We start from the raw sequence: 19,383 nt of genomic DNA, 5'->3' as shown, positions 1-19,383 counted from the left end.
GGCAAGATCGTCAGGATACGAGGCGTTCAGCGCCTTGGGATAAGGCCGCTTCCTCAATCTCCTCATAGAGCGATTCCGCAAAGCTGCGCAGCACGGTCAGCTCGAAATCGTCCGAACCGGTACGCGTAAGCTGAATCGAGATATGACCGAAGAGCGTCATCGCCGTGCTTCCCACCGGAAAGGCTGACGGATGCAGATCAACGGCGGCGCCCTTGTTGAGCACCTGAGCGGCATTGAGGCCCGAGACGCGGATACGGACACGGCCGTGGCTCTGGTCGGAGATAAAGGCGCAGCCCGTAAGCGTCTCGCTCAATGCCCGCAGATGCACAACGGAAAACTGATCCCCGCCGGCGATGAACCATTGCCGGTATCCGGCCGGACGCACGGAGCTTTCTCCGGCGCCGGCCGCAAGAAGATGCGCCTTGATCTCCTCCGTCGTGGTCGCGCCCATCACATGCAGGAGATGGCCTTCCGGCAAGGCTTCCAGCCGGATGGTCTTGCCCTGCAAAACGGCCTTGCCGGCAAGAACCGGCTTTAATGTCGGCAAATCAGGCATGGAGCTTCTCGTTCTGAGGGTCGATGAAGACGGGGCTGCAGATTACCGCGTCCGTGTACTCGTTTCTAAGGCCATTCCAGACGGTGACCTTCTCGCCGATGCGCTCCGGCCCGTTCTTGACCAATGCCAGCCCGATCGTATGGCCGAGGCTCGGCGAAAAGGCGCTCGACGTGACATAGCCCTGGTCATTTTCGAGCGTCGCCGCCACGCCATCCTCAAGGATATGGGCGCCGGTGCGGAAACTGGTGGCCGGATCTAGCGGCTTGATGCCGACGAGGCGCGGACGATCCGCAGCCTGGAGACCCTCGCGGGCGAGCATCGCCTTGCCGATGAAGTCGGGCTTCGTCGCGGAGACCATCCGGGCAAAACCGAGATCGCCTGGCGTTACCGTGCCGTTGATCTCGGCATGGGTAACGTGGCCTTTCTCGATGCGCAGAACGCCGAGCGCCTCAGCGCCATAGGCGCAGATCTCATGTTTCTGACCAGTCTGCATGATGGCATCGGCGACGAATTCGCCATAGGCGGCGGGCACGCCAAGTTCATAGGCGAGCTCGCCGGAAAAGGAGATGCGAAAGAGGCGGCCTTCGAGCTTGCCACCGAATAGTGAAACCGTGCGTGCGCTCATGAACGGGAAGGCGGCATCGGATATGTCCTCGTCGACGATCTCCGAGAGGATTGCCCGCGATTTTGGGCCTGCGACCGCCATCTGTGCCCATTGGTCGGTCGACGAGGCAAAAAAGACATCGAGCTCGGGCCACAGGGTCTGTGCGCAGAATTCCAGATGCGTCAGCACGCCGGCGGCAAGCGCCGTCGTCGTGGTCATGAAGAAGTGATCGTCGCTCAGGCGGCTGGTGGTGCCGTCGTCATAGATCATGCCATCCTCGCGCAGCATGATGCCGTAGCGCGCCTTGCCGACAGGCAGCTTGGCAAAACCATTGCAATAGATACGGTCGAGAAAGGCGGCGGCATCCTTGCCGAAGATCTCGATCTTGCCGAGTGTCGAGACATCGCAGATGCCGGCATTCTTGCGGATGTTCAGCACTTCGCGATCGACACTGTCGCGCCAGGTCTTTTCGCCCTCGCGCGGAAACCAGGAGGACCGATACCAGAGGCCGGTCTCCACGAAGATCGCGCCATTCTTCTTCGCCCATTGGTGTAAAGGGGATTTGCGCGCGGGCTGGAAGTGCTTGCCCCGCGAGGCACCCGTGAGCGCGCCGAAGGAAACCGGCGTATAGAAAGGTCGAAACGTCGTGGTGCCGACATCCGCCGGCGAGATGCCGCGGGCCTCGGCAAGGATGCCAATGGCGTTGATATTGGAGAGCTTGCCCTGATCGGTCGCCATGCCGTTGGTCGTATACCGTTTGGCGAGCTCAACATCACCGTAGCCCTCGCGAACAGCAAGGCCGAGATCCTTCAGGTGCACGTCGTTCTGATAGTCGACGAAGGCCTTGCCCTTTCCGCCCTTGACATGCCAGAGCGGCTTGGCGGCGGACGGCGCTTCCTCTGTTGAAGCAAAGGCGGGATCAATCTTTCCAAAGCCGATTGCTTCCAGCGCCTCGGCAGCTTTGATCGCCCCATCGCCAAGGCAAGTATCCGTGGAGGCAAGACCGGCCGCGGAGCCAGCAATCAGCAAGCCATCCTGTCTCTCGGGCGCGAGGAAGGCCGCGTGCTTTTCCGACCAGACCGGCTCGGCGCCGCGATGGCAGGCAAGGTGGATGATCGGGCTCCAGCCGCCGGACATGGCCAGAGCATCGGCATCGATATGCTGAAGGCCCGACGCGCTTGCAATGCTGACGCCACGGACTTGCTTAGTGCCAAGCGCGTCGATGATGGATGCGCCGGTCAGCACCTGCGCCTTGCCGTTCCAGTGTTCGCTATTGGCGCGCGTATCGACGATGGCGGCCACATCGACACCCGCGGCTTCGAGGTCACCGGCGGTCCGGTAGCCGGAATTGTTGGTCGTGAAGAGCACAGCGCGCTTGCCGGGGACAATAGCCTGGCGATTCAGATAGCTGCGCATGGCACCTGATATCATGACGCCTGGAATGTCGTTGCCGCCGAAGACGAGCGGCCGCTCCTCGGCCCCGGTCGCAAGGATCGCCTGCTTAGCGATGATGCGCCACAGGCGTTCGACCGGCTGGCGTGGATCGGGCGCTTCCACATGCTTTTGGACACGTTCGACTGCGCCGAAGACATTATCGTCATACCAGCCGATAACCGTCGTGCGCGGCAGGCATTGCACGTTTGGCAAACCGTCAAGTTCGTCCAGCATCTCCTTAAGCGGCGAACTGCGCTCTGCAAGCAAACTGCCGCCGAGAGCGAAGCCTTCATCCGCGAGAAGAACGCGCGCGCCGGCGCGTCCCGCCGTCAGCGCCGCGGCAAGGCCAGCAGGCCCGGCGCCAATGACGAGCAGATCGCAATGCGCCCAGCATTTCTCGTAGGAATCGGGATCGATCTCGTAGGATGCCTTGCCGAGACCGGCTGCCTTGCGGATCAGCGGTTCGTAGACCTTCTCCCAGAAGGCTGCCGGCCACATAAAGGTCTTGTAGTAGAAGCCGGCACTGAGGAAAGGCGAGAGCAGCCCATTGACGGCGCCGACATCGAAGGCGAGCGAAGGCCAACGGTTCTGGCTGCGCGCGATCAGCCCGTCGTAAAGCTCGATCATCGTGGCGCGAGTGTTGGCCTCTGTGCGCCCGCCGGTCCCGGTCGTGACAAGCGCGTTGGGTTCGGCGGCACCGGTCGTCAGGATACCGCGCGGCCGATGATATTTGAAGCTGCGGCCGACGAGCTGGATACCGTTGGCAAGCAGGGCGGAGGCAAGCGTATCGCCGGGGTGACCGCTCAAATCCCGACCGTCGAAACGGAAGGCAATGGTTTTGGAGCGATCGATCAGGCCACCGGAGGGGAGGCGACGGCTGCTCATGCGCCACCCCCAAGCTTGGCAAGCGCCGCATCGCTGACGCCATGGATCTTGTGGGTGACTGTGTCGCGCTCGACGATCAGCCAGCGGCGGCAGCCCGAGGAGTGGTGCCAATATTCCTTATGCCGCCCTTTCGGATTGTCGCGCAGGTAGACATAGTCGTACCAAGCGTCGGAACCCGCATCCGGAGCCGGACGCGCAAGGCTCGCATCGCCTTTGATAGTGAACTCTTCCTTTGGGCGGATGCCGCAATGAGGGCAGGAAATCAGGCTGGCCATGTCGTCATGTCCTCAATGCAGGTTCGGTTGGGCGCCGACGCCCTTTTCATCGATCTGATAGCCGCGCCGAAATCGATCGAGACGCAGCTGCCGAGCCGTCTCATGCGGCTCGTTGCGGGCGATCAGATGGGCGTAGCAATAGCCCGACGCCGGTGTCGCCTTGAAGCCGCCATAGCACCAGCCGGCGTTCAGATAGAGATTGTCGATATGGGTTCGGTCGATAATCGGAGAACCGTCCATACTCATGTCCATGACGCCGCCCCAGCTGCGTAGGTAGCGCACGCGCGTCAGCGCCGGGATCATCGCCACGCCCGCTTCCGCGACATGCTCGACGGTCGCGAGATTGCCGCGCTGCGCATAGGAATTGTAGCCGTCGATATCGCCGCCAAAGACGAGGCCGCCCTTGTCTGATTGCGAGACATAGAAATGCCCGGCGCCGAAGGTGACGACGCAGTCGATAAACGGCTTGAGGCCTTCGGAAACGAAAGCCTGAAGCACATGGCTTTCTATCGGCAGGCGCAGACCCGCCATGTCGGCGACGACAGTGGAGTTGCCGGCCGCCGCAAGCGCCAGCTTGCCGCAACGGATGAAGCCCTTCGTGGTCTCGACGCCCAGGACATGGCCATTGTCGGTGCGGATGCCGATCACTTCGCAGCCGGTGATGATGTCGACGCCACGGCTGTCGGCGCCGCGGGCATAGCCCCAGGCAACGGCGTCATGACGCACGGTGCCGCCGCGCTGCTGCAATAGCCCCCCCATGATCGGGAAGCGCGCGTTTTCGAAATCCAGGAAGGGCAGCTTTTTGCGAACGGCTTCGCGATCGAGCAATTCGGCATCGACGCCGTGCAGGCGCATGGCATTGCCGCGCCGCGTATAGCCGTCGCGTTGCGCATCCGAATGGAAGAGGTTAAGCACGCCGCGCTGCGAGACCATGGCGTTGAAATTGAAGTCCTGCTCCAGTCCTTCCCAGAGCTTCATGGAGAGCTCGTAGAAGGGGTTGTTGCCGGGCAGCAGGTAGTTCGAGCGAATGATCGTGGTGTTGCGGCCGATGTTGCCCGAGCCGAGATAGCCCTTTTCCAGCACTGCGACATTGGTGATGCCGAACGTCTTGGCAAGATAATAGGCGGTTGCCAGACCGTGCCCGCCGCCACCGACGATGATGACGTCATAATGCGGTTTCGGTTGCGGCTGACGCCAGGCGGGCGCCCAGCCGGTATTGCCGCGAAGCCCGTTGAGGAAGACAGAGAAAGCCGAATAGCGCATGGTCGTGTCCGCTTTGAATTCCGGCCATGATGACAGAGTAGAAAATGTCGACTTGCACAATTAGGACCTATTTCGATAGAAAAGGGACATGGCTTCGATTGACGCAAGGAATATCCAAAATATCGGCTTCATCCTGATCCCGGGATTCGCGCTGATGTCATTTGCGTCCGCGAGCGAGCCGCTGCGCGCCGCCAATCTGCTGGCCGGGCGAGAAATCTATCGATTGTCGACTTTCTCGCCTGATGGCACCCCGGCGGTATCGTCGGGCGGCGTGCCGGTGCCGGCCGGGCCTCTTCCAGGTCGCGGATCCGGCCTCGGCACGGTCTTCGTCTGCGCCGGCGGGTCACCGCGCGATTGGTATTATCCCGCTGTTCTCGCCTGTCTTCGCCAGTTGGCACGCGAAGGCGTCCGAATCGGCGGGATTTCCGGCGGTCCCTATCTGCTCGCCGCCGCCGGTCTTCTGGCGGAGCGCGATTTCACCATTCATTGGGAGCATGCGCCCGCCTTGCTGGAAGCCTTTCCGGCGCTTTCGCCGCGCCAGGCACGCTTCGTCATCGACGGCAATCGGATCACCTGCGGCGGCGGTATCGCGCCGCTCGACATGATGCATGTCTTGATTGGCGAGCGCATGGGCGCCGATTTCGCCCGGCGCGTCAGCGATTGGTATCTGCACACCGAAGTCGGCGAGCCGACGGCGCCACAACGCGGTTCGCTTGCCGAACGTTATGGCGTCCACCACCCGGGTCTGCTGAGCGTGCTTGAAAAAATGGAGGAGACGATCGAGATGCCGCTCGACCGTGCCGCGATGGCGCGAATTGCCGGCGTCACGCCGCGTCATCTCGACCGGCTGTTTGCCGCTCATCTCGGCGCGACATTCCTCGATCAATATCGGCTGATACGGCTGCAGCATGCCCGGCGGCTCCTGGAGCAGAGCCCGCTGTCGATTTCCGAAATCGCCATCGCCACCGGCTTTTCCAGCGGCGCGCATTTTTCCAGGGCCTACCGCTCTCGCTATGGGATCGCGCCCGGCGAAACCCGACGCGCCTGATTTTCGTGGCAGTTGAGGAAATTTCACTGAGAGGATAGAGTCCTTCCCAGCAAGCCCTGCCGGCAAAAAGGATATAGAATGAAAACCAAGGCAGACAAAATATCGACCGACGACCAATCCCATGCTGCACGCTCGGCTTTCTTGCAGAATCCGCATGCGGTTCGCGAACCGAAGGAAAACAATCTCGAAATGGCGATCGGCCACGAGGTTCGCGCCTATCGCAAGAAGCTCGGCATTACGGTGACGGATCTAGCGGCCGCAACCGGTATTTCGCTTGGCATGCTGTCGAAGATCGAGAACGGCAATATCTCGCCGTCGCTGACGACGCTGCAGTCGCTGTCGCGCGCGCTCGGCGTGCCGCTCACCGCCTTCTTCCGCCGGTACGAAGAGCCGCGCAATGCTGTTTTCGTGAAGGCCGGCCAGGGTGTCGAACTCGAACGCCGCGGCACGCGTGCCGGCCATCAGTATAATCTCCTCGGCCATATCGACAACAATTCGAGCGGCGTCATCGTCGAGCCTTATCTCATTACGCTGACGGCGGATTCCGATATCTTCCCCACTTTCCAACATGAGGGCATGGAGTTCCTTTATATGCTGGAAGGCGAGGTGATGTACCGCCACGGCGATCAGCTCTATCCCATGCAGCCAGGCGACAGTCTCTTCTTCGATGCAGACGCGCCGCATGGGCCGGAAGTACTGGTGAAACTGCCGGCAAAATATCTGTCGATCATCAGTTACCCACAACGCGGCAAGACCGACTGACTTGCCTTAAAAGAAAAAAATATTCTTTTGAGTTGAAAAACGGCATTAGACCTGATAGCCATTTTTGCAGATGCGAAAACGGAGGGTTTGGGCATGTGTGGAATTGTCGGTCTCTTCTTGAAGGATAGGGCGCTGGAACCGAAACTCGGCGCGCTTTTGTCTTCCATGCTGATCACGATGACCGATCGCGGACCTGATAGCGCGGGCATTGCGATCTACGGGAACGACAATGGCAACACGGCGAAGATAACCGTTCAGTCGGCGGATCCGGTAAAGGATTTCGACGGACTGGAATATGAATTGAGGCGGGCGCTCGATGTCCCGGTGACCGTGGTGGTCAAGAGCACGCATGCAGTCATCACTCTTGCCAAAGACAAGCTTGATGAGGGCAGGGTGGCCCTGACGGCAATGCGTCCGAATATCCGTGTCATGAGCAGCGGTGATACCGTCGAGATCTACAAGGAAGTCGGTCTACCGAAGGACGTCCTCTCTCGCTTCGCAGTCACCGCCATGTCCGGCACGCACGGCATCGGCCATACGCGCATGGCGACGGAATCGGCTGTGACCACGCTCGGAGCGCATCCGTTCTCGACCGGCTCGGATCAATGCCTGGTCCATAACGGCTCGCTGTCGAACCACAACAACCTGCGCCGCGAGCTGAAGCGCCAGGGCATGACGTTCGAGACGGAAAACGATACCGAAGTGGCGGCCGCTTATCTCACGGCCGAGATGGCAAAAGGCAAGGATCTCGGGGCAGCACTCGAAAGCGCGGTCGACGATCTCGACGGCTTCTTCACCTTCGTCGTCGGTACCAAGTCCGGCTTTGGCGTCGTTCGTGATCCCATCGCCTGCAAGCCGGCGGTCATGGCGGAAACCGATCAATATGTAGCCTTCGGCTCCGAATATCGCGCGCTGGTCAGTCTCCCGGGCATCGAGAATGCCCGCATCTGGGAGCCGGAGCCGGCAACCGTCTATTTCTGGGATCACGAAAAAGCGGCCTGATCAGGCTTGTCGCAATCGAGAGAGTTCTTTCATGCCAGTTTTCGACCTATCAGTCACGCCGCTGCGTGAACTCAACAGCGCTCTCCATAGCCTTGCGGCGGGCGCCAACGATACAGCCTTCGAAGTCGTCAATCCGCGCGGCCATCATGCGGTCGCCGCCGGCATCGACGCGCCGGTCACCGTCGATATTAAAGGGTCCGTCGGCTATTACTGCGCCGGGATGAACGATGGCGGCAATGTCACCGTGCATGGCTCCGCCGGCCCCGGCGTTGCGGAAAACATGATGTCCGGTACGGTCGTCATCGAAGGCGATGCCAGCCAGTATGCCGGCGCGACCGGCCACGGCGGCCTGCTCGTCATCAAGGGCAATGCCGCCTCGCGCTGCGGCATTTCGATGAAGGGCATCGACATCGTCGTCCATGGCAGTATCGGCCACATGTCCGCCTTCATGGGTCAATCCGGCCATCTGGTGGTGCTTGGCGACGCCGGAGATGCACTCGGCGACAGCCTTTATGAGGCCAAGCTCTTCGTTCGCGGCTCGGTGAAAAGCCTCGGCTCCGATTGCATCGAGAAGGAGATGCGGCCGGAGCACCTGGAAAAGCTCTCCGAGCTTCTGGAAAGGGCCGGCGTGCGCGGCGTCAGACCGGAAGAGTTCAAGCGCTATGGATCGGCGCGCAAGCTCTATAACTTCAACATCGACAATGCCGACGCGTACTAAGGCGAAGGGGACCTTATGAGCTACCACAATCCGCATACGCCGCCGCGCAAGTCCGCCACCTTCGACGATCATACGCTGGCGGAAATCCGCCGGGCGGCGGCGACCGGCATTTATGACATTCGCGGCGCCGGCACGAAACGCAAGGTGCCGCATTTCGACGACCTGCTTTTTCTCGGTGCGTCGATCTCCCGCTATCCGCTCGAAGGTTATCGCGAGAAGTGCGATACGACTGTCGTCCTCGGCAGCCGCTTTGCCAAGAAGCCCATCACGCTCAAGACCCCGATTACCATTGCCGGCATGAGCTTCGGTGCCCTTTCAGGCAACGCCAAGGAAGCGCTCGGTCGTGGCGCGACGCTGGCAGGAACGTCGACCACGACGGGCGATGGCGGCATGACGGACGAGGAGCGCGGCCATTCGCAAATGCTGGTCTATCAGTATCTTCCCTCGCGCTACGGCATGAACCCTAAGGACTTGCGCCGCGCCGATGCCATCGAAGTGGTCGTCGGACAGGGCGCAAAGCCCGGCGGCGGCGGCATGCTGCTCGGCCAGAAGATTTCCGATCGCGTCGCCAATATGCGCAATCTGCCGAAGGGCATCGACCAGCGCTCGGCTTGCCGTCATCCGGACTGGACCGGGCCGGACGACCTCGAAATCAAGATCATGGAACTGCGCGAGATCACCGACTGGGAAAAACCGATCTACGTGAAGGTCGGCGGCGCGCGTCCCTATTACGATACGGCCCTTGCGGTAAAGGCCGGTGCCGACGTCGTCGTGCTTGACGGCATGCAGGGCGGCACGGCGGCGACCCAGGATGTCTTCATTGAGAATGTCGGCATGCCGACACTCGCCTGTATCCGTCCCGCCGTCCAGGCGCTGCAGGATCTTGGCATGCACCGCAAGGTGCAGCTCATCATCTCCGGCGGCATCCGTTCCGGTGCCGACGTCGCAAAGGCTTTGGCGCTCGGCGCGGATGCGGTCGCCATCGGCACGGCGGCGCTGGTTGCGATCGGCGACAACGATCCCAAGTGGGAGGAAGAGTATCAGAAACTTGGCACGACGGCCGGCGCCTATGACGATTGGCACGAGGGTAAGGACCCGGCCGGCATCACAACACAGGACCCGGAGCTCGCAAGCCGGCTCGATCCCATTGCCGCTGGCCGTCGTCTTGCCAATTATCTGAAAGTCATGACGCTGGAAGCGCAGACGATCGCGCGCGCTTGCGGCAAGAATCACCTGCACAACCTCGAGCCGGAGGATTTGTGCGCGCTGACGATGGAAGCCGCCGCCATGGCGCAGATTCCGCTTGCCGGTACCAACTGGTATCCGGGCAAAGGAGGCTTTTGACTTTCCGGCCGGGCCGAAGAGCCCGGCGGTTGCATACATAAATCGAAGTGTCTCGAAGAAATCCAAAGGGGAACGAGAATGACACTGGATCTTGCTGCCTTTGCAAAGGACAAAGGCATCAAATATTTCATGATCAGTTATACGGATCTTTTCTCCGGCCAACGCGCCAAGCTGGTGCCGGCCCAGGCGATTGCCGGGATGCAGGAAGATGGTGCGGGCTTTGCCGGTTTTGCGACCTGGCTCGACATGACACCTGCGCATCCCGATCTTTTCGCCGTGCCAGACCCGTCCTCCGTCATCCAACTCCCGTGGAAGAAGGAGGTTGCCTGGGTCGCCGCTGATTTGATGATGGATGGCGAGATCGTCGCCCAGGCCCCGCGCAACGTGTTGAAGAAGCTCGTCAGCCAAGTCGAGGCGGAAGGCAAGCGGGTCAAGACTGGTGTTGAAGCCGAGTTCTTCCTGATCACCGCAGATGGCAGCAAGATATCTGATGAATACGACACCGCCGAAAAACCCTGCTATGACCAGCAGGCCGTCATGCGCCGCTACGACGTCATCGCCGAGATCTGCGACTACATGCTCGAACTCGGCTGGGGCGCCTATCAGAACGATCATGAGGACGCCAACGGCCAGTTCGAGATGAACTGGGAGTTCGACGATGCGCTGCAGACGGCCGACAAGCACTCCTTCTTCAAGTTCATGGTCAAGTCGATCGCTGAGAAGCATGGGCTTCGCGCGACCTTCATGCCCAAGCCCTTCAAGGGTCTTACAGGGAATGGCTGCCATTGCCATATTTCGGTGTGGAGCAATGACGGCAGGACCAACGTCTTTGCCGATAGAGAGGCGGAATTCGGCCTTTCAGCGGAGGGCAAGCACTTCCTCGGCGGCATCATGAAACATGCTTCGTCGCTGGCGGCCATCACCAATCCGACTGTGAACTCCTACAAGCGCATCAACGCACCGCGCACGACCTCGGGGGCCACCTGGTCTCCCAATACCGTGACATGGACCGGCAACAACCGGACGCACATGGTGCGCGTGCCCGGTCCCGGCCGCTTCGAGCTGCGTCTGCCTGACGGCGCCGTCAATCCCTACCTGCTGCAGGCGATCATTATCGCCGCCGGCCTCGACGGCTTGCGCAACAAAGCCGATCCCGGACCGCACCACGATATCGACATGTATGCGGAGGGCCATCTGGTGAAGAATGCGCCGCGCCTGCCGCTCAACTTGCTCGATGCGTTGAGGGCCTACGACGAGGACGAAGGCTTGAAGCAGGCGATCGGCTCGGAGTTCTCCGAAGCCTATCTCAAGCTCAAGCATCAAGAATGGAATGCCTACTGCTCGCATTTTACCCAGTGGGAGCGCGACAGCACGCTCGATATCTGAGGGCGGAGCAAACAATGCCTGAATTGGCACGTGCGCCGGAGCGGGATGCTTCGGCACAGTGGCAGGTTTTTGCCCGTAGACGGCGGAGGAAGTTCACCATGACGAGCTATGTACTGACAGTAGCGTGCAAGTCGACGCGCGGGATTGTGGCGGCGATCTCGAATTATCTGGCCGAGCAGGGCTGCAACATCGTCGATTCCAGCCAGTTCGACGACCTCGATACCGGCATGTTCTTCATGCGCGTCTCCTTCATCTCCGAGGAAGGGGTGGGCGAAGCCGCCCTGGCGGAAGGCTTCAAGCCGATCGCGGCAAAGTTCGCCATGGTTTCAGATATCCACGATGCCAAGAAGCGCATGAAGGTGCTCTTGATGGTGTCGCGCTTCGGCCATTGCCTCAACGACCTGCTCTACCGCTGGAAGATCGGCGCATTGCCGATCGACATCGTCGGCGTCGTCTCCAACCATTTCGACTACCAGAAAGTCGTCGTCAACCACGACATCCCCTTCCATCATATTCCGGTGACCAAGGCCAACAAGCCGGAGGCCGAAGCCAGGATCATGGACGTGGTCGAGCAGACCGGCACGGAGCTGATCGTGCTGGCCCGCTACATGCAGATCCTGTCGGACTCGATGTGCCAGAAGATGTCGGGCCGGATCATCAACATCCATCATTCCTTCCTGCCGTCCTTCAAGGGCGCCAACCCCTATAAGCAGGCCTATGAGCGCGGCGTGAAGCTGATCGGGGCGACGGCGCATTACGTCACCGCCGATCTCGACGAGGGTCCGATCATCGAGCAGGACACGGCGCGCATCACGCATGCGCAGTCGGCCGAGGATTACGTCTCGATCGGCCGCGACGTCGAGAGCCAGGTGCTGGCCCGTGCCATCCACGCGCATATCCACTTCCGCACCTTCCTCAACGGCAACCGCACCGTCGTCTTCCCGGCAAGCCCGGGATCATACGCTTCCGAAAGGATGGGGTAAGCCATGCCTATCGCGACAGTGATCGACGGGAAACAGGCAGCCGCATCGGTGATCGAGGCCGTGAAGGCTGCAGCAGCCGGGCTTGAAGCCGACGCGAGCGTGAAGACCGGACTTGCGGTCGTCATCGTCGGCGACGATCCGGCCAGCCACGCCTATGTGAACTCCAAGAGCAAGATGGCCAAGGAATGCGGCTTCAACTCCATCCAGCACACGCTTCCGGCCGAGACGACGCAGGACGCGCTCGCAGGCCTGGTTTCTTCACTGAACGACGATCCCTCCATCCACGGCATTCTCGTGCAGCTGCCGCTGCCGAAGCATCTCAATTCCGATGCGATCATTCAGTCGATCCGGCCGGATAAGGATGTCGACGGCCTGCATGTCGTCAATGCCGGCAAGCTAGCAACCGGCGATCTCGAAACCGGGCTGATCTCCTGCACGCCGGCCGGCGCCATGCTTCTGGTACGGCGCATCCATGGCGAGGACTTGTCGGGACTGAATGCTGTGGTCATCGGCCGCTCCAACCTGTTCGGCAAGCCGATGGCGCAATTGCTGCTCAATGCCAATGCGACGGTCACGACGGCGCATTCGAGGACGAAGGATCTCGCCTCCGTCGCAAGGGGCGCCGATATTCTGGTGGCGGCCGTCGGCCGGCCGGAGATGGTCAAGGCCGACTGGGTGAAGCCCGGCGCGACGGTCATCGATGTCGGCATCAACCGGATCGCGGCACCGGAGCGGGGCGAGGGCAAGAGCCGGCTGGTGGGCGATGTCGCCTATGCCGAAGCCTTGGATGTCGCCGGTGCGATCACGCCGGTTCCGGGCGGTGTCGGTCCGATGACGATCGCCATGCTGATGGCCAATACCGTCATCGCAGCCTATCGTGCCGCCGGTAGAAAGCCGCCGAAGTTCTGAAGAAAATGCCATCCGAGAGATGACAAAAACCACTCGGATCGGCTTGCCAAGGCGTGAAAGACGACTATAGTCAGGAAATAAATATTCCATAGAAGAAAATGAGGGAACGAAATGGCATTATCATGGCGTTTCTCCGCCTTGGCGGACCGGCACCGTGCTCTCGGATCGAAGCTTGAGGACTGGAGCGGCATGGGCACCGCCTGGACCTACGACAAGGACATGTCGCAAGAACATGTCGCGATCCGCACCAAGGCCGGATTGATGGACGTTTCCGGCCTCAAGAAGGTGCATCTGGTCGGGCCGCATGCCATTGCCGTGCTCGACTATATCACCACCCGCGATATGTCGAAGATCTATCCTGGCCGCTCGGTCTATGCCGCGATGCTGAACGACCGCGGCTACTTCACCGACGACTGCATTGTCTATCGCACCGGACCGAATTCCTGGATGCTGGTGCATGGTTCGGGCTCGGGTCACGAAGAACTCGTCAAGCAGGCCGCCGGCCGCAACTGCGCCGTTCTCTTCGACGACGATCTGCACGACCTGTCGCTGCAAGGCCCCGTCGCGGTCGACTATCTCGCCAAATACGTGCCCGGCATCCGCGACCTCAAATATTTCCATCACATGCAGACAACGCTGTTCGGCGCACCGGTCATGATCTCGCGCACCGGCTATACCGGCGAGCGCGGCTATGAGATCTTCGTTCGCGGCCAGGATGCTCCGATGGTCTGGGACCGCATCGTCGCGGAAGGCGAGGAGATGGGAATCATCCCCTGCTGTTTCAGCGTCCTCGATATGCTTCGGGTCGAAAGCTACCTGCTCTTCTATCCCTATGATAACTCGCAGATGTATCCTTTCGCCGACCAACCGCCCGGCGACAGCCTATGGGAACTCGGCCTGGATTTCACGGTCAGCCCCGGCAAGACCGGCTTCCGCGGCGCCGAGGAACATGCCCGTCTCAAGGGCAAGGAGCGCTTCAAGATCTTCGGCATGCTCATCGATGCAGACGACCCGGCAGATCTCGGCGACGAGGTCTATGCCGAGGGCAAGAAGGTCGGTGTCATCACCTGCCCCTGCTATTCGACCTTGACCAACAAATCCATGGCGATCGCGCGTCTCGATGTCGACAAGGCCGTGCAGGGCACAAGGCTGGAAGTGCGGGGCAAGAGCCTCAAGGCGAGCGCGATTGCCCATACGCTGCCGTTCGACGATCCGGAAAAGAAGAAGAGGACGGCCATCGGTTAGGAGGCGCTCATGCTCGTCGAAGGCATAAAGAGCCGACCGGTCTACAAAGGTCTCTCCATCCAGCCGCACGCCCGGCGGCATCTGTTTGTGCTCGAAGGTGAGGGGGCCAACGCCCTCCTCGACCAGGTGACGGCACTTGACGATGCCATCCTGCCTCGCAGCGAAGTGCTCTATGTCGCGCGCGGTTCGCAGGGCAGAGGCCACGACGAGGCCCTGCGCAGGCTCGGCGCCGATATGTTCTTCACGGCGCCGACGATCGCGACATTGCTCTTTCGGCTGAAAGGATCGCTTTCGACGGCGCATATGGGCACCCGGCTTTACATCGCCGGCACCGAAGGCTTTATCGGCCAGGCAATGATGGTGGCGCTCGACTATGGCATGGACCATGCCTCGATCATCACGGAACATCGTGGATCGCTGGCCCGCCGCGTGCAATGCGTCCATTGCAAGGGCATTACCGAAGATGTCACGCATAGCCCCTTTGCCTGCAGCCATTGCGGGCTGCCGCTTCTGGTGCGTGACCATTATTCGCGTCGCCTCGGCGCTTTCCAGGGCGTCAATATCGATGCGGAAGAGCCCGGCAGCGCGCCCGATCCAGAGGAGCTGTTCCTGTGAGCGGTGGTACGGAAATTCCTGTTCGCGTGGCGAAGGTCACTCCCATTGCCGAGCGCATCAAGCGCTTCCGCTTCGAGCGTCTCGACGGCAAGCCGATGCCTTATTTTTCCGGCGGCGCCCATGTGATCGTGTCGATGAACGATGAAGGACATATGCGGCGCAATGCCTATTCTCTGATGTCACCACCTCATGATTGCTCGGCCTATGAGATCAGCGTGCTGCGCGTCGAGGATTCGCGTGGCGGCTCTGCCTTCATGCATGAGAAGGTGAGGGAGGGTGACGAGCTCAGGGTCAGCTATCCCGTCAATCTTTTCCAGCCGGACTGGCGTGGCCGCAAGCACCTTTTGATCGCCGGCGGCATCGGCATCACGCCCTTCATCGCGATGATGCAGCAGTTTTCCCGCGAAGGCGCCAATTTCGAGCTGCATTATGCCGTACGCTCGCTGGATCGTGGGGCCTATTGCCGCGAACTTGTCGAGCAATATGGCTCGCAGCGCATAAAGATCTACTGCGACGCCGATCGCAATTTCTTGTCCGTTGCCCGGCTTCTCGAAAGCCAGCCGCTCGGCACGCATCTCTATGTGTGTGGACCTGCCGGCATGATCGACGGCGTGCTGAGAACCGGTCTGGAGGCTGGCTGGCCGGAACAGAACCTGCACTCGGAGCGGTTCCTGTCCTCGCAGCCCGGCAAGCCCTTCTCCATCGTGCTGACCCGATCAGGCAAGACAGTGCACGTCGGCCATCATGAAAGCATGTTGGAAGCGATCGAGGCAGCCGGTGTGGACGCGCCGTTTCTCTGTCGCGGCGGCGCCTGTGGCCAGTGCGAGACCGGTGTTGCCGTTTGCGACGGCAAGCTTCTGCATAATGACGTCTATCTGACCGACGAAGAAAAGGCTTCCGGCCGAAAGGTGATGATCTGCGTTTCCCGCTTCGAAGGAAGCGCGCTGCATCTCGACCTCTAGGCTTCGGCCGATACCCAGGAGAACGGACATGGCAATCGCCTTCAAGCAGGAAACGTTCCGAGACGATTTCAGCTATCGCAACAGTCCGGAAAACATCCGGCGCTTCCCGTTTCCCTTCGACCGCGACGAGTACATGTATTCCGTCAACATGGAACCGCATGTGAAGGGCCAGAAGAACACGGTCTACGAAAGCCTTATCGACGTCGATGAGCACTACGTCGCCGAAATGCACGACCGGGCGCTCGTCCTGAAGGAGGACCCCTTACGATATCAAGCGCTGCCGCACATGATGACAGCGCAATGGGATACGCTGGAATTGCTGATGGAAGAGCAAGCGGCCGGATATCCCGAGCATTTCACGCTCACCAAGAACGGCGATCAATGGCGTTGGACCAACCGTCCCCTTGGCATCGACGACACCTTCACATTCGGCGATGCGTCGACGCTGCCCTACGAGCCGTTCGAATACATTACCCGCCAGGCGCAGGGCGATTTCTGCATCGTCGACCAGCGTGACAGCAATCTCTGGATGGATGCCGGCATGGTGACGACCCAGGCCGACTGGTCGCTCGATTTCGATATCGGCATGAATTTCATGGAGTGGCACGGGCCGGTGCCGCTCGCCCACCAGATCGGCGTCTTCGACCGCGCGCTGAAGTTCCTCTTGAACCTGCAGCAAGGCAAGCCGACGCGCCGTTTCAACTGGACGATGACGATCAATCCCCGCCTCGATACCAGCCCCGAAAACTATCCGAAATGGGGGCCGGATCGCACCACGGTGACGCCGGAGAATGTCGGCGAAAAGGTGCATCTTCGTGTCGAGCTGCAGAGCCTGTGGCGCCTGCCGCGCTCGAACGCCATTCTCTTCGTCATCCGCTGCTATCTGATGAATATGAATGAGCTCGTGACCGTGCCGAAATGGGCGCGCCGCTTCCCGCGTGTGCTGAAAACCCTGCCGCCGGAACTCATCGACTACAAGGGCCTGACGCGCTTCCGCGAGATCACGATCGACTGGCTTTCGAAATATGACGACGGGGCGCCGACCAGCCCCGGCATTTTTCCGGATTGATGCCGGGCACCGCACCAAACTTCTGACTGCCATAAGAACTTCGAAATAATCGAGAAGGGGAATGCGACATGACACGAGTTGCCGTTATCGGTGCCGGCCCTTCGGGCCTTGCACAGTTGAGGGCCTTTCAATCGGCTGCAAGGAAGGGCGCTGATATTCCGGAAGTTGTCTGCTACGAGAAACAGTCGGATTGGGGCGGTCTTTGGAATTACACCTGGCGCACGGGGCTCGATGAATATGGCGAACCCGTTCACGGTAGCATGTATCGCTATCTATGGTCGAACGGGCCGAAGGAATGCCTCGAGTTCGCTGACTATTCCTTCGAAGAGCATTTCGGCAAGCCGATCGCCTCCTATCCGCCCCGCGCCGTGCTTTGGGACTATATCAAGGGCCGTGTCGAGAAGGCCGATGTGCGCAAATGGGTTCGCTTCAGCACGCCCGTGCGCATGGTGCGCTTCGATGAAGAGACGAAGAAGTTCACCGTGACCGCGCACGATCGCGTGCAGGACCGGATGTATGACGAGGAGTTCGATTATGTCGTCGTTGCGTCAGGTCACTTCTCGACGCCTAACGTGCCCTATTTCGAGGGCGTAAAGACCTTCAACGGCCGCGTGCTGCATGCGCATGACTTCCGCGACGCATTGGAGTTCAAGGGCAAGGACGTCTTGCTCGTCGGCCGGAGCTATTCGGCCGAGGATATCGGCTCGCAATGCTGGAAATACGGGGCAAAATCCGTCACGACGAGCTATCGCTCCAAGCCGATGGGCTTCAAATGGCCCGACAATTTCGAGGAGCGCCCGCTGCTGACGCATCTTGAGAACAAGACGGCCTATTTCCTCGACGGGTCATCGAAGGATATCGACGCTCTGATCCTCTGCACCGGCTATCAGCATCATTTCCCCTTCCTGCCGGATGATCTCCGCCTGAAGACGGCCAACCGCCTATGGGCCGACCATCTCTACAAGGGCGTGATCTTCGACAAGAATCCGCAGCTCTTCTACATCGGCATGCAGGATCAGTTCTACACCTTCAACATGTTCGACGTGCAGGCCTGGTGGGCGCGCGATGTCATCATGGGCCGCATCAAGTTGCCGCCGGAAGAAGAACTGCAGGCGAACTTCGACAAGTGGCGCGCCCGCGAGGAAACGCTCGAGGATGCCGAGCAGATGATCTGGTACCAGGGCGATTATGTGAAGGAGCTGCTCGCCGAGACCGATTATCCGAGCTTCGACATCGAAGGCACGAACAAGACCTTCATGGAGTGGGAGCACCACAAGGCCGGGAACATTATGGACTTCCGCGACCACGCCTATCGCTCGCTGATGACCGGCACCATGTCGCCGACGCACCATACACCCTGGGTCGACGCGCTTGACGATTCGATGGAGGAATATCTGCGCAATTGATCCGCGGTCATTTCCCCGCCTAACCGGCAAGGGAGGCGAAGTGCAGCCCTTGCCGGCCTTTTGTGCGTCGAGACGAAACGAGTTCATCCGCAACCTTCTCTTCGGGCATGGCATCCATGGATTTCCAGACAAGCGTTCTCGGCCGCATGGCCGGTTTCCTCTATCGCTGCCGGGCGGACGAAAACTATACGATGCTCGAAATGACCGATGGCATCGAGCGGATCTTCGGCTATCCCGCCGACGAGATTATCGGTAACCGCACGCGAACATTTACCTCGATCATGCACGAGGACGACATTCCGAACATGGACGAGCTCGTCGGCAAGGCGCTGGAAGCTCGCACGGATTGGACGATGGAATATCGCATTCGCCACAGCGACGGACATCTTGTCTGGGTGACGGAGACCGGCGGCGGTGTCTGGGACGAGGCCGGCGAGCTGCTCTATCTTGAGGGCAGTATCCTGAACGTCGAATCCCTTTATCAGCGTCTCGACGAACAGACCGCCGGAATGCGGGTCACGGCATCCAAGACCAACGAGATCCTGCAGTCCTTGCGCTACCTGAAGCTGCTTGCCGTCAATGCCGGCATCGAGGCGGCAAGAGCGGGTACGGCCGGATCGGGCTTCGCCGTATTGGCGGCGGAGATGCGTACGCTCGCAAACTCCTCGGAAGAAGCGGCGCGCGCGATTTCGAGCGCGCAGCGAAAAGCAGAGTAAAGCGTTCTCTAGGTATTTCCGTAACTTCGGCGCAACTCAGGTTCCGATAATGCGTGAGCTAAGGAGTTCCCTCGCGGTTCCTCGTAGAGCTGTGTTGCGTTGCGGCAACCTTAAAGAAGCGGCCGGCGGACGTGGGGGGGGGGTGGGAAAAAACAAAGGCAGACCAACAAATACACACACAAAACACCCAAAAAAAACAGA

At 60.4% G+C, this 19,383-nt stretch carries 18 protein-coding genes; 14 read left to right on the top strand and 4 right to left on the bottom strand.

Annotated elements, in window-relative coordinates; all coding sequences use genetic code 11:
* Window positions 1-10: 10 nt before the first annotated feature.
* Genes HGP16_RS27280 through HGP16_RS27265 form a run of 4 tightly spaced genes read right to left on the bottom strand, consistent with a single transcriptional unit; the run spans window position 11 to window position 5,017 of the window.
* A complete protein-coding gene (locus HGP16_RS27280; RefSeq protein ID WP_168843099.1) occupies window positions 11-556 on the bottom strand; it encodes a sarcosine oxidase subunit gamma family protein in 546 nt (181 codons plus the stop codon).
* Window positions 549-3,479 carry a sarcosine oxidase subunit alpha family protein gene (locus HGP16_RS27275; protein ID WP_168843098.1) on the bottom strand — a complete coding sequence of 977 codons (2,931 nt, stop codon included), beginning with the start codon at window positions 3,477-3,479 and terminating at the stop codon, window positions 549-551. The genes HGP16_RS27280 and HGP16_RS27275 overlap by 8 nt, the downstream gene beginning before the upstream one ends.
* Window positions 3,476-3,754: a sarcosine oxidase subunit delta gene (locus tag HGP16_RS27270; RefSeq protein ID WP_168843097.1), complete on the bottom strand. Its 279-nt coding sequence runs from the start codon at window positions 3,752-3,754 to the stop codon at window positions 3,476-3,478. Before HGP16_RS27270 ends, HGP16_RS27275 begins: the two co-directional genes overlap by 4 nt.
* A gap of 12 nt (window positions 3,755-3,766) precedes the next feature.
* Window positions 3,767-5,017: a sarcosine oxidase subunit beta family protein gene (locus HGP16_RS27265; RefSeq protein WP_168843096.1), complete on the bottom strand. Its 1,251-nt coding sequence runs from the start codon at window positions 5,015-5,017 to the stop codon at window positions 3,767-3,769.
* 88 nt (window positions 5,018-5,105) lie between these two features.
* Between HGP16_RS27265 and HGP16_RS27260 the strand changes: the two genes are divergently transcribed.
* The 14 genes from HGP16_RS27260 (at window position 5,106) to HGP16_RS34460 (ending at window position 19,182) form a co-directional block, all read left to right on the top strand.
* Entirely contained in the window at window positions 5,106-6,065 is a 960-nt protein-coding gene (locus tag HGP16_RS27260; protein WP_168843095.1) for a GlxA family transcriptional regulator, read from the top strand.
* A 78-nt stretch (window positions 6,066-6,143) separates the two neighbouring features.
* Window positions 6,144-6,827 (top strand): helix-turn-helix domain-containing protein, encoded by a 684-nt coding sequence (locus HGP16_RS27255; RefSeq protein WP_168843094.1) that lies wholly within the window; start codon window positions 6,144-6,146, stop codon window positions 6,825-6,827.
* 93 nt (window positions 6,828-6,920) lie between these two features.
* The gene (locus tag HGP16_RS27250) at window positions 6,921-7,829 is read left to right on the top strand and encodes a glutamine amidotransferase family protein (RefSeq protein WP_168843093.1); all 909 of its coding nucleotides are present in this window, start codon (window positions 6,921-6,923) and stop codon (window positions 7,827-7,829) included.
* Window positions 7,830-7,860: 31 nt separating this feature from the next.
* Window positions 7,861-8,547: a GXGXG domain-containing protein gene (locus HGP16_RS27245; RefSeq protein ID WP_168843092.1), complete on the top strand. Its 687-nt coding sequence runs from the start codon at window positions 7,861-7,863 to the stop codon at window positions 8,545-8,547.
* A gap of 15 nt (window positions 8,548-8,562) precedes the next feature.
* Complete coding sequence (locus tag HGP16_RS27240; RefSeq protein WP_168843091.1) at window positions 8,563-9,891, top strand: FMN-binding glutamate synthase family protein; 1,329 nt, start codon at window positions 8,563-8,565, stop codon at window positions 9,889-9,891.
* 78 nt (window positions 9,892-9,969) lie between these two features.
* Complete coding sequence (gene glnT, locus HGP16_RS27235; protein WP_168843090.1) at window positions 9,970-11,277, top strand: type III glutamate--ammonia ligase; 1,308 nt, start codon at window positions 9,970-9,972, stop codon at window positions 11,275-11,277.
* A gap of 98 nt (window positions 11,278-11,375) precedes the next feature.
* Window positions 11,376-12,260, top strand: coding sequence for a formyltetrahydrofolate deformylase (gene purU / locus HGP16_RS27230; RefSeq protein WP_168841379.1), 885 nt, complete (start codon window positions 11,376-11,378; stop codon window positions 12,258-12,260).
* Between the two features lie 3 nt (window positions 12,261-12,263).
* Window positions 12,264-13,169, top strand: a complete 906-nt coding sequence (gene folD / locus HGP16_RS27225; RefSeq protein WP_205927568.1) for a bifunctional methylenetetrahydrofolate dehydrogenase/methenyltetrahydrofolate cyclohydrolase FolD — start codon at window positions 12,264-12,266, stop codon at window positions 13,167-13,169.
* A 111-nt stretch (window positions 13,170-13,280) separates the two neighbouring features.
* Window positions 13,281-14,414: an aminomethyltransferase family protein gene (locus HGP16_RS27220; protein WP_168843089.1), complete on the top strand. Its 1,134-nt coding sequence runs from the start codon at window positions 13,281-13,283 to the stop codon at window positions 14,412-14,414.
* A gap of 9 nt (window positions 14,415-14,423) precedes the next feature.
* On the top strand, window positions 14,424-15,029 hold the full coding sequence (locus HGP16_RS27215) for a dimethylamine monooxygenase subunit DmmA family protein (protein ID WP_168843088.1): 606 nt from the start codon (window positions 14,424-14,426) through the stop codon (window positions 15,027-15,029).
* Window positions 15,026-15,991, top strand: coding sequence for a PDR/VanB family oxidoreductase (locus HGP16_RS27210; RefSeq protein WP_168843087.1), 966 nt, complete (start codon window positions 15,026-15,028; stop codon window positions 15,989-15,991). Before HGP16_RS27215 ends, HGP16_RS27210 begins: the two co-directional genes overlap by 4 nt.
* A gap of 28 nt (window positions 15,992-16,019) precedes the next feature.
* A complete protein-coding gene (locus HGP16_RS27205; RefSeq protein WP_168843086.1) occupies window positions 16,020-17,060 on the top strand; it encodes a DUF3445 domain-containing protein in 1,041 nt (346 codons plus the stop codon).
* Window positions 17,061-17,128: 68 nt separating this feature from the next.
* Complete coding sequence (locus HGP16_RS27200; RefSeq protein ID WP_168843085.1) at window positions 17,129-18,466, top strand: NAD(P)-binding domain-containing protein; 1,338 nt, start codon at window positions 17,129-17,131, stop codon at window positions 18,464-18,466.
* Between the two features lie 116 nt (window positions 18,467-18,582).
* A complete protein-coding gene (locus tag HGP16_RS34460) occupies window positions 18,583-19,182 on the top strand; it encodes a PAS domain-containing protein (RefSeq protein ID WP_168843084.1) in 600 nt (199 codons plus the stop codon).
* Window positions 19,183-19,383 lie beyond the last annotated feature (201 nt).

The sequence above is a fragment of the Rhizobium sp. P40RR-XXII genome (assembly GCF_012641405.1).
In the GTDB taxonomy this organism is placed as follows: Bacteria; Pseudomonadota; Alphaproteobacteria; order Rhizobiales; family Rhizobiaceae; genus Rhizobium.
Note: the sequence above shows the minus strand (reverse complement) of the source record. Positions and strands in the feature narration are given on the sequence as shown.